A 10,850-nucleotide genomic window follows, 5' to 3' on the forward strand; every position below is an offset into this window, starting at 1 on the left:
ACTAAGCGGTCTAGCGAGGGAGCTCCGATGAATCATTACTTTAATCCGGTATCTATTTATTTCGGCGAAGCATCTCTTGGCGCGCTCTGCGATAAGTTAAAGCACGAGTATGCTAGGGTACGGCGCGTATTGCTTTTAACTAGAGGGTTTGAAGTCGATAAATCCGAATGTTTGAAGCCTGTTCAGGACATTTTAACCGAGAAAGACGTTTTTATTCATGAAGTCACATTGAATAATCCCGACATTAAGGATATCTATCAACTTATTCAGCAGGTTAATTCATTCGATTATGAATTGATTGTCGCGATTGGCGGCGGAAGTGTAATGGACGCAGCAAAAACGTTAGCGGCACTGCAGCGCTTAAATCTGGACTGCCCAGAGGATGTTAGGAAGGCAATCACAGGCGAGCAATATAGTAAACAAACAGGATTCGCGCCATGGATCGGCATTCCGACTACCTCCGGAACGGGGTCTGAGGTAACGAGCTGGGCAACGATATGGGATGAGGAGCTCGGCTGCAAGTATTCGGTATCCGATCAACGTTTGTTTGCAAGCGCGGCTTTGATTCTTCCTGAGCTAACCTTGACCATGCCGCTCCGCTTGAGCGTTTCAACGGCTCTGGATGCGTTATGCCATGCCACTGAAGCCTATTGGTCCGTTCATACTAACGAAATCTCCCGTTTGTATGCTCTGGAAGCGATTGAACGAATTCGGAATGCGCTGCCATTGCTGAAAGAAAGTCCTGAGCAGCTTGGTTGCAGAGAGCAATTGTCACTAGGCAGCGTGCTTGCAGGTCTGGCCTTCAGCAATACGAGAACGACCGCTTGCCATTCCATTTCTTATCCGTTGACATTATCCTACGGCATTGATCATGGTATTGCTGCCAGCGTGACGTTAGCCACTGTTCTAAAGCATAACTATTCTACGTTAGTAGAGCCGAGGAAGCTTCTTCATGCGTTCGGAGCGGAGGATGTTCAAGGCGTGCAACGGTTTGTTCAATCCATTTATGAACTATACGGCTTGTCGGGCAATCTGAACGATTACGGCGTTACTGAAGAAGGAATTGAAGCCATTATCGCCCAAGCATACACAAAAGGAAGAATGGACAACAACCCCGCTCCTATTTCGCCTGAAGAACTGAAGCATATGCTCGTTTCACTGCTTTAAATTCTCAGCGTCATGTTTGGCTTGTACTTCCATTACGCAAAGAACAGCCGGCTACGCTTGATATAAGCATTCGATATACAAAAAACAAAGGAGTGTTAGATGATGAAAAAGGCATTATCGATCGTTCTTACTTTTGTACTAATTACTGTTCTTGCGGCATGCGGAAGCAATAACTCAGCGGAGAATGGCAGCAGCAGTTCGAAACCGGCGAAATCGAAAGACACCATTACGATGGTCTGGTATCCGAATGAATCGGGAGCCGAGTTGAAAGACGCACGCGACGAGTTTTCGAAAATTATTGAAGAAGCAACAGGCAAAAAAGTAGAACACCAAACGACGACCGACTATATTATCGCGATTGAAGCCATCGCAAACGGCAACGCGGATATTGGTTACATGGGAGCGCAAGGCTACATTGATGCTAACGCAAAGAACGATCAGGTTCAGTCTTTATTTGTGCAAAGCGGTGAGTCCGGAACGCTCGATGATGCTGTTTATTACAGCTGGCTCGCAGTTAACAAAGGCGAAGAATCTGAATACATGAATGGCAGCGATTTCGCTCTCGATAAAATGGAAGGCAAGAAATTTTCATTCGTATCGAATTCCTCTACATCCGGATTCAAGGTTCCATCGGCAGGCATTATCAGCTACTTCAGCAAAATGGACAAGTACAAGACGTTGACGACTGAAGATCTTCTGCAAGGCGGAGACGACAAATTGTTCAGTGAGGTTTTATTTGGCGGATCGCACCAAGGAGCGGCAGTCAACCTCTTGTCCGGCAAAGCCGACATTGCAGCATTCTGCGATACTTGCGTGGAGAACTATGTAGAGCTTGTATCCGGCGATGCGAATAAACCAGGTGCAGTATACAAAGTGAAAGAAGGTGCGGAAGAACCGTTCAATACACTAGCGAACAAAGAGTTCACTTTAATCTCTGTTACGCCTGTTCTAAACCAGCCTTTTGCAGTTAACAAAAACACACTTAGTGAAGAGGACCAACAGAAATTATTGGAAATATTCACATCTGACGCTGTAACGAATAACGAGAAAATTTTCCTTCCGAAAGATGGCGAAGGAACGAGCATCTTTAAGAAAAAATCGGGTAAAGAGAAATTTGTACCGGTGGACGACGCTTTCTTCAACCCGGTTCGCGAAATGGCTAAATAAGAAATTTTATTCGGCATCGCGTCATACGGCCATTTTTAAAACAACTGGGAAAGAGAAAAGGAGTTACTCATGACAACGTTATTGGAATTCAAGCATGTATCGAAACAATACGGCTCGGATACAAAGGCGTTATCGAATGTTAACTTCGCTGTGAATGAAGGGGAGTTCGTTTCTGTCATCGGACCATCAGGGGCGGGCAAATCGACTCTCCTTCGCTGCATTAATCGAATGATTGAAGCAAGCAGCGGGGAGATCCTATTCGATAACAAGAATGTGTTAGCAATAAATAAGAAAGAGCTGAAGAGGCTAAGGACTCGAATCGGAATGATTTTTCAGCATTACAATCTGGTTAACCGGTTGAGTGTGTTCGAGAATGTTCTACATGGAAGGCTTGGGTATAAGTCTACCTTGGCTGGCGTGCTCGGTATTTATACTGAGGAGGAGAAGGTGAAGGCGTACGGTGTTCTGCAGATCCTGGGCTTGGAGGAGCAAGTCTATAAACGCTGTGATCAGTTAAGCGGCGGCCAGAAGCAACGCGTAGGCATTGCGCGGGCACTGATACAGGATCCGAAGATGCTCTTATGCGATGAGCCGATCGCATCATTGGATCCGAATGCTTCCAAAGTCATTATGGAGCATCTTCGCAATATTTGCTCCACTATGGGAATTACTGTCGTCGTCAATTTGCACCAAGTCGATGTAGCACTGAAATATTCGGATCGCATCATTGGAGTCAACAAAGGAACGGTCGTATACGATGGTACTCCAGAGGGATTGACGAAGGAGCGTCTTCATCACATATATGGCTCGGAGCTGGATGTGTTGCTTGATTCGAACGGTGGCCTTAATGCGGGATAACTTTTTTCTGCGAAAAAGACTGAACACCCTGTTGTTCTGCGCACTGATGCTTGGCGCTACGATGCTGGCGATAATAATTACGGAGTATGATGTGATAAAGGGATTTACTTCTATTCCTAAAGCGGTGCAATGGGCGGTCAGCAACTTTTATCCGGATGAGAAATCGATGATGAAACTGCCGGATATACTGGAAAAGCTCATAGAGACGCTATTGGTTTCCATCGCGGCAACGACCACGGCATCGGTATTTGCACTGGCTTTCGCAGTCCTAGGCTCGCAGACGACAGGTATAAACGGGGTATTCAGCCTGGCAAGCCGCTGGATTGCGACAATATTCCGTAATATCGACGTAGCAGCTTGGTCGATGATATTGCTGTTCTCCTTCGGGATGAACGTGCTGACGGGTTATTTGGCTTTGTTTTTCGGCTCATTCGGTTTTCTTACAAGGGCTTTCATGGAGTCTATTGATGAAGTCAGCAACAGCTCCGTAGAAGCGTTAAGGGCTACAGGTGCGAGTTATCTGGCTATCATTGCACAGTCTGTCATTCCATCGAGTATTCCTCAGTTGCTGAGCTGGATCTTGTTCACGATCGAAACGAATATTAGACAAGCGACTTTAATTGGTATTCTAACTGGGACAGGCATTGGATTTTTATTCAATCTGTATTACAAAAGCTTGAACTACGGTGCCGCCTCCTTAGTCGTAGTCGTCATCGTCATTGCCATCATGATTATCGAGTCTGTATCAAGCTATGTGAGGAGAGTGATTATGTAACATGAATCGCATAGTTAAGCCCTTTAATAAAGCTTCATTCGTAATTCGACTAACTTTAATGACGCTAGCAGCGCTTTCGTTATTCGGGTTTTTCACGTTTGACTACAAGGATCTAAATCTCTTGGAGGCAGTGAAAGGCACGGGCGATACGCTCGGCACCATGTTCCTAGAAGCAAGGGCAAAGCATTTCACTTTAGCCGAGGCGCTGAAGCAAGTGGTCATCACGCTAGGGCTTGCTTTTTTAACGACGCTGTTTGGCGGGGTAATTGCTCTATTTCTTGGCTTACTTGCTGCGCGTAATCTATCGAGTCCGGCAGTATCGCTGCTCATCAGAAGCATCGTTGCCTTCATAAGAGCGGTTCCCACGGTATTATGGGTACTTATTTTTGCTGTAGCGGCAGGGCTTGGGAGTGTGGCCGCTGTTATAGGMATGACGTTCCACTCCGTGAGTTACTTGGTTAAAGCGTATTCCGAGTCTTTCGAAGAAATGGAGGATGGTGTTATTGAAGCGATGAAAGCCAGCGGAGCTAATTGGTGGCAGATTGTGTTTCAGGCTGTCCTTCCCTCTTCAATCTCGTATCTGATCTCTTGGACGTTTATGCGCTTCGAGATCAACTTCGCAGTTGCGTTAGCGATGGGCGCTGCGGCAGGCGCTGGAGGCATCGGCTATGATATGTTTATGGCCAGCAATTATTATTTCGATGTACGGGAAATCGGACTGATTACGTACATGATTTTGGCATTCGCTATTATTCTGGAAATTGTGGCGAGAATAATCAAGAAGAAATTGAAGATGAATGTGTAACGATTCGGCTTTTTTTATTTATCACGCAAAATAAAGCAAAAAATAGGATTGTCAAAGAACCAACCACTTGAGAACTGGCATTATCAAATGTATACTATTGATGTTGCAATTGATTGTACAATTGTCAGATTGTCGGAAGCGGGTGGATTCATGCTCCAAGAAGAGCGCTACAAAAAAATACAAGAAATATTAAAGCAAAACGATTCTGTTAAAGTAACCGATCTAGTCCATGTTCTCAATGTTTCGATTGATACAGTCAGACGGGATTTGGAAAATATGGAATCGAAGAAGCTGCTTAAGCGCGTCCATGGAGGCGCTATTCCAGCTGACGATCACGGAGACCAGAGTGTATTTTTTTATAGAGAGAATAGAAACAAAGAGAAAAAGATAGAGCTCGCTCAGTTGGTATGCGAATATGTATCCGAAGGCCAAGCCATTGCTTTAAATGCGGGGACGACAACTTTGGAGATCGCCAAGAAGCTCTCCGAAAATTTCGAAAGGCTGACGATTATATCGAACGGATTGCGTATTATCGAACAATTCTCCAACAAGGCGAGCTTCACTGTCATTGTGCCAGGCGGCATTTTGGACCAACAAGAATACGCGTTATATGGGAAGAAGTGTGAAGAGGATATCGCCGGATACAATATTGACCAGGTATTTATTTCGATTAATGCGATTTCGGTTAACAAAGGTTTAACTGATTTCCGTATTCATGAAATCGATATTATTAAGGCGATGATAGGAAGTGCCAGGCAGATTAATGTTGCGGCCGATTCCAGCAAATTCGAGAAGGTTTCTTATTTGAATGTTTGTCCGCTGGATCAGATTGATATGATTATTACGGACTCTTCAATTAATGAAGATATTGTGAAAAAGTATAAACATTCAGGAATGAAAGTCGTTTACAAACAGAGTTAACCGGTAATGGACGGACAGAACAGGAATCGCCAAGGCAGCCTTTCCCACTTTAACAGTGGGAAGGGCTTTTTTTTATATAATTTGCATTTTTAAAATTAATATACTGCATAAAGTATTAAGTTACTGTTAAAAACAGCAAAATATATTGCTTTAAAATGCATTATTTCTATATACTTTAAAAAGCATGAACCATAGGTGCTTAAATTTACCTTGCTGTAGTTCAACAGTATGCTTCGATTCGGGCGATGGGGAATGACAAACTGATTTGAGAGGATGGGTTACGTATAAGGCAATGGTCAATTCGATAAAGCAAGCAGAAGATAACCTTACCTCAGGATGCGGATCGGTATTAATTTTATCTTTTTAATCAAATGGCAGAAAGGGCGATAATTGTGAAAAAAAGAAGGTTATTCATTACATTGACGTTAGCCGTCATGATGGTTATGCAAGGCTTCATGACTCCGGTACAAGCTGAGGAGTCTGGCGACCCTTACGGATTGGTCTTTAATGCGGCGAAAAGCAACGCTGTAGAACTTAATGAGAAGCTGAGCAATGTACCGTCCACCTTTGAGATGCGCGCTAAATTTGCAGTTAACCCCAATCAGCGTCAGGTTTTGTTCGGGAATTACAACGCGAATGCAGGCACTCAATTTAACCTTGAACTCAAAGCCGACAACCAATTCCGTTATTATGAACTATCCAATTCAAAGCTGATCGATAAATCGACCCAAGGCGCAAATATTGCGACGGGGAAATGGACGCATCTGGCGGTGACCAGAGACGTTGTGAATAAGAGAGTAACCGTTATCCAAGATGGAGCTGTTATTGCCACCTTTGAAAATCTGGATTTGGCTGCACAGGTCACTCCTCAGTACGTACACAGCATCGGAAAGGACACAAGGAATTCCATGCACATTAGAGCGGAGGTCGCAGAGGTTAGATTGTGGAGTGATGTCCGTACGTTGGATGAGATTAAAGATAATGTCAATATAGAAATCAAGGGCAGTGAAGAAGGCTTAATGCATGCTTGGTCACTGGACAGCTCTGTGCCTCTTACGAATATGGTAGTCGATAAAGCTGGTAAAATTAACGGTACAGCGCTTGGCTTCAAAAAAGCTTATGAGATCGAAACGCCTTACATAAGCGAATTTGAAGGAACTGGCACTGATTTTACCAATGGACAATTGGAATTAATGACTGAGGAACGTTTATCGGATGCCCCTCGTACGGTTGAAGCTTGGGTAAATGTACCGGCCAATACACCGAAGGATCAACCAGTTGGAGTAGTTTTGGGGAATTACGAAGATCAATATTATAGTGATGTTTCCCGGTTTAACTTTGAGATTGGCAGCAACGGCAATCCGAAATTGTACTGGAGAGCCGATAAAAGCAGTGAAATCAATTACTATTCGGATATTAACGTAAATGTCGGCGATTGGGTTCATGTAGCTATGGTATTGGATGACAAGAACAATACAGCGAGTACTTATATCAATGGAGAAAAACTAGAAGAGGAGGTTTTGAAGGCGAAGATTCCGAACGACAGGACCGCACGCGAGCTGAAGATCGGTTCGGATTTTAGAGGATATGGCACAGACGGCAAGCCGCTGATGACATTCAATGGTCAAATCGCCGATGTTCGTGTATGGTCCACTATCCGAACGGACGAAGAGATAAAAACGAATTATAAGGTTTCATTGCAAGGAAATGAAGCGGGATTGATGGGGAACTGGAAGCTCAATCAAGCCGCTAATGGCGTGTATCCGGATGTCTCCGCCAATAAGAACGATGGAATCATCTACGATAATGAATCGACTAATTGGCTAGAGCCCGAATTTGCAGAAGGTGATTATACGATCGCTGTTATTCCTGACACCCAGTATATGACGAGATTGCATCCTGAAGAGATGAAGAAATATATGAAATGGATCAAGGATCATGCTGACGATATGAATATCAAGCTGGCGATAGGCGTGGGCGATATCGTAGATACGGCATCGAGCACAGCAGAATGGGCGGTCGCATCTRAAGCGTATTCGTATTTGGATGGCATAGTACCTTATGTGGCGCCACCAGGCAATCACGACGTGATTTTGAATAAAACGAATTTGACCCGCAATTACACGAATTACAACAATTACTTTCCGTACAGCAAATATTCCAAGTTATCCACCTTCGGAGGAGCTTTTCAAGAAGGCAAAATGGAGAATACGTACCATTACTTCGATATAGGCGGCGTGGAGTATATGGTCATTGCGATGGAGTTTGCTCCAAACGATGACGTATTGGCATGGGCGAATCAAATCGCGACTGAAAACCCAGATAAACGAATTATCGTCGAAACTCATAATTATGTGTATCACAACGGAGAGCTTATTAGCACCCGCCATATCGATTACCCGACCGCTTATATCAATGACGCAAATAACGGCGATGATATGTGGAATGAATTCGTAAGCAAACACGAAAACATTGTGCTGGTACTTTCGGGGCATATTGGCTATCCGGATCTTGTTGTGAGAGAGGATATCGGCGAACATGGAAATTCAGTCCAGCAAATGCTGGTGGATGCCCAATTCATGCAGCCGCGAGACTTAGGCATGCTTATGCTGATGACGTTCAAGGAAGGCAGCAACAATGTGAATGTGAATTGGTATTCCGTCAAAAATGACAAACTGTTCCGCGACAAAAACCAATTCGCTATGGATCTTAATTTGTATCCGGACGATGAACCGAATCCCGGCGAGAATGGGATGCAACTGAGTGCCGTGGATCAATCCGTTACGAAGGGTAGTATTTTCAAGGTACCTGTTAACGTAGAGCAGGCATCTGATCTCGTTGGTCTTGAAGGCGTCATTCGTTATGATGAAGAACTGCTGACACTAGAATCATTTGAGTTAACGAAGTTTAAGGAAACAAACGCTACCAATACAGCAACACCTGGTACAGTCAGCTTCGCAAGTGTATCTGATGCTGCACTTGGTACGGACGAGCCAACGGTGGTTGCCAACCTGGTATTCCGCGCCAAAGCGGATATTGCAAAGGATGAAACGACAGCGATTTCGTTCGAGCTTTTGCAGGCGATAACGATGAACGCCACAGGCGAGACGGCATATGCGCGGATCGGATCGAAGAATGCAGCGATTACCATTACAAATATGATGCTTGGCGACGTTAATGGAGACAACAAAATTGATGTAATGGATGCGACGGGAATTCTTAAACTAATTGTTATTGGTCCAAGTAAAGAGAATGCAGCTCAATATGCGGCTGCGGATGTGAATGGCGATAAGGAGGTTGATACGCTCGATGTTCTAGCACTATTGCAGATCATTGCGGACAAGCTAGCCGGACCGAATATTAAATAATAAACTATCGAGCGGGGAAGGCGACAGAACGCCTTCCCCCTTAATCAAGAAAGGACGATTCCTATGAAAATAAGGCATTTGTGGAAAGTGATAGGCTGTTTGCTCATCCTCTCGTTCTTGCTTCAAAATGTTAGTTATGCCATTTCGTCGCCAACAGTTAATCCGGAGTTGGAAGTGAAGTCCGCACAAGCCTCGCCTGGAAAAAGCGCGACCGTGGACATCGTAATTCACCGATCGAAAGGGCTAAAGACGTTTGAATTTCAATTGAATTACGATCACACAGCCCTTGAATTGTCGGGAAGAGTGGTTAAGAAAGGGAAGGATGTTGCCGATTGGCTGTACGAGTACCATGTGGATTCCGCAAGAGGAACGGTAAAAGTGGCTGCCGTCAACTCCGACGGATTTAAGACAAATGATACGGTGGTCGTGATGAGTTTGACGTTCAAGGCTATTGGAGAAGCAGGGGTTTCGGAGTTTGCCGTAATTGATTTAAAGGCGTATAAGGATTTGAATACATCGGCAGTTATGACAAGCAAGACGGGAGGCTTTGAGATCGTTTCTCCGCTGCAACCGACACCGAAGCCGGAATCGAGTCCATCCGCGAATCCAAGTCCAACCCCAATTCAAGAATCGAATGGGCATGTAAGTGTACAGGTAGAGGACGAGTTTGTGAGGGGTAATATAAGAGAAAGTCAATATAAGAACGTAACGTTCACCATCACTGCACCTAAGACTGCAAAAAGCGTCGAAGCCATTATTAGCGGTGAATCCGCAAAGCTTATCGCCCAAAGCGGTAAGAAGTTAGTCATTCAAACGTCTATCGGCGATCTAGAAATAAACGGCGAAACCATTGCGGAATTAGGTGGTGAAAACATCACAATCAGAATCGAGCATGAAGCACCAGTTGATGGAAAGCCGGCAAGAACGGTTGTAATTATCGTTGACGGTAAGAAAGTAACGAATTTTAGCAGCAATATTAAAGTAAGTGTTCCTTATGAGGTGAAAATGAATGAATCTAATGAGCGAATCATCGTCTATCGAATGAATGAGGGACAAAAAGTGATTGTTGCTCAAGCTATGGCGAATGACGGTAAGGTTGTATTTTTGACTCGGCAGGCTTCCACATTTGTTATTGCATACAACTCGAAGGTTTTTGCAGATATGAGGAAGCATTGGGCAACATACAGCGTGGATTTTGTGGCAGCGAGGGAGCTTTTTCAAGGGGTCTCGAGTAGTGTTTTTGCACCAAACGGCACAATGACCAGAGGCATGCTGGCAACAGTGCTAGGCAGGCTTAGTGGCGTGGCTATGGCTGCCTCTAAGACAACTTTCGATGATGTGGATGCTGACAAGTATTATGCTCCTTTTATTGCTTTTGCAAGTGATAATAGGATTGTAAACGGAATAGGAAATGGCAAGTTCGCTCCGGATAAAGATGTTACAAGAGAAGAAATGGCCCAAATGATCGCAAATTTCATGAACTATGCAGCCATATCGGTTACTGAAGCAGATGCAGTACTTCCTTTTGCAGATGAACAATTCATCTCAGGATGGGCTTTGCCTGCCATTCAACAATTGCAGCGTTATGGAATCATTAGTGGCAGACCAGGCAATCAATTTGATGCTAAAGGCAAGTTGACTAGAGCAGAAATAGCAAAAGTGATTTCGGTGCTGATCGAGCGGATTGTTCAATAAGAAATAAACCAGTGGCTATATGGGACCCTAGTTAAATCTAGGATATTTATAACATTCAGACTTTATATCCGACTCTAGATTCTCTTTCTGAGAT

8 protein-coding genes are annotated in these 10,850 nt (G+C 44.3%); all 8 read left to right on the forward strand.

What is annotated here, in order from left to right; translation table 11 throughout:
- Window positions 1–1,167: phosphonoacetaldehyde reductase (locus AC1DSE_RS21680; protein WP_477528167.1), on the forward strand; the 1,167-nt coding region annotated here is incomplete at its 5' end.
- A 102-nt stretch (window positions 1,168–1,269) separates the two neighbouring features.
- Complete coding sequence (locus AC1DSE_RS21685; RefSeq protein ID WP_441884539.1) at window positions 1,270–2,334, forward strand: PhnD/SsuA/transferrin family substrate-binding protein; 1,065 nt, start codon at window positions 1,270–1,272, stop codon at window positions 2,332–2,334.
- 69 nt (window positions 2,335–2,403) lie between these two features.
- Entirely contained in the window at window positions 2,404–3,192 is a 789-nt protein-coding gene (phnC, locus tag AC1DSE_RS21690) for a phosphonate ABC transporter ATP-binding protein (protein WP_477528168.1), read from the forward strand.
- Entirely contained in the window at window positions 3,182–3,967 is a 786-nt protein-coding gene (locus AC1DSE_RS21695; RefSeq protein ID WP_441884619.1) for a PhnE/PtxC family ABC transporter permease, read from the forward strand. The genes phnC and AC1DSE_RS21695 overlap by 11 nt, the downstream gene beginning before the upstream one ends.
- 1 nt (window position 3,968) lies before the next feature.
- The gene (locus AC1DSE_RS21700; RefSeq protein WP_477512059.1) at window positions 3,969–4,772 is read left to right on the forward strand and encodes a PhnE/PtxC family ABC transporter permease; all 804 of its coding nucleotides are present in this window, start codon (window positions 3,969–3,971) and stop codon (window positions 4,770–4,772) included.
- A gap of 48 nt (window positions 4,773–4,820) precedes the next feature.
- Window positions 4,821–5,693 carry a DeoR/GlpR family DNA-binding transcription regulator gene (locus AC1DSE_RS21705; protein WP_477512060.1) on the forward strand — a complete coding sequence of 291 codons (873 nt, stop codon included), beginning with the start codon at window positions 4,821–4,823 and terminating at the stop codon, window positions 5,691–5,693.
- A gap of 392 nt (window positions 5,694–6,085) precedes the next feature.
- Window positions 6,086–9,061 (forward strand): LamG-like jellyroll fold domain-containing protein, encoded by a 2,976-nt coding sequence (locus AC1DSE_RS21710; protein WP_477528169.1) that lies wholly within the window; start codon window positions 6,086–6,088, stop codon window positions 9,059–9,061.
- Window positions 9,062–9,124: 63 nt separating this feature from the next.
- Window positions 9,125–10,756 carry an S-layer homology domain-containing protein gene (locus AC1DSE_RS21715; protein WP_477512062.1) on the forward strand — a complete coding sequence of 544 codons (1,632 nt, stop codon included), beginning with the start codon at window positions 9,125–9,127 and terminating at the stop codon, window positions 10,754–10,756.
- Window positions 10,757–10,850: the final 94 nt, after the last annotated feature.

The sequence above is a fragment of the Paenibacillus sp. 01L418 genome (assembly GCF_056400045.1).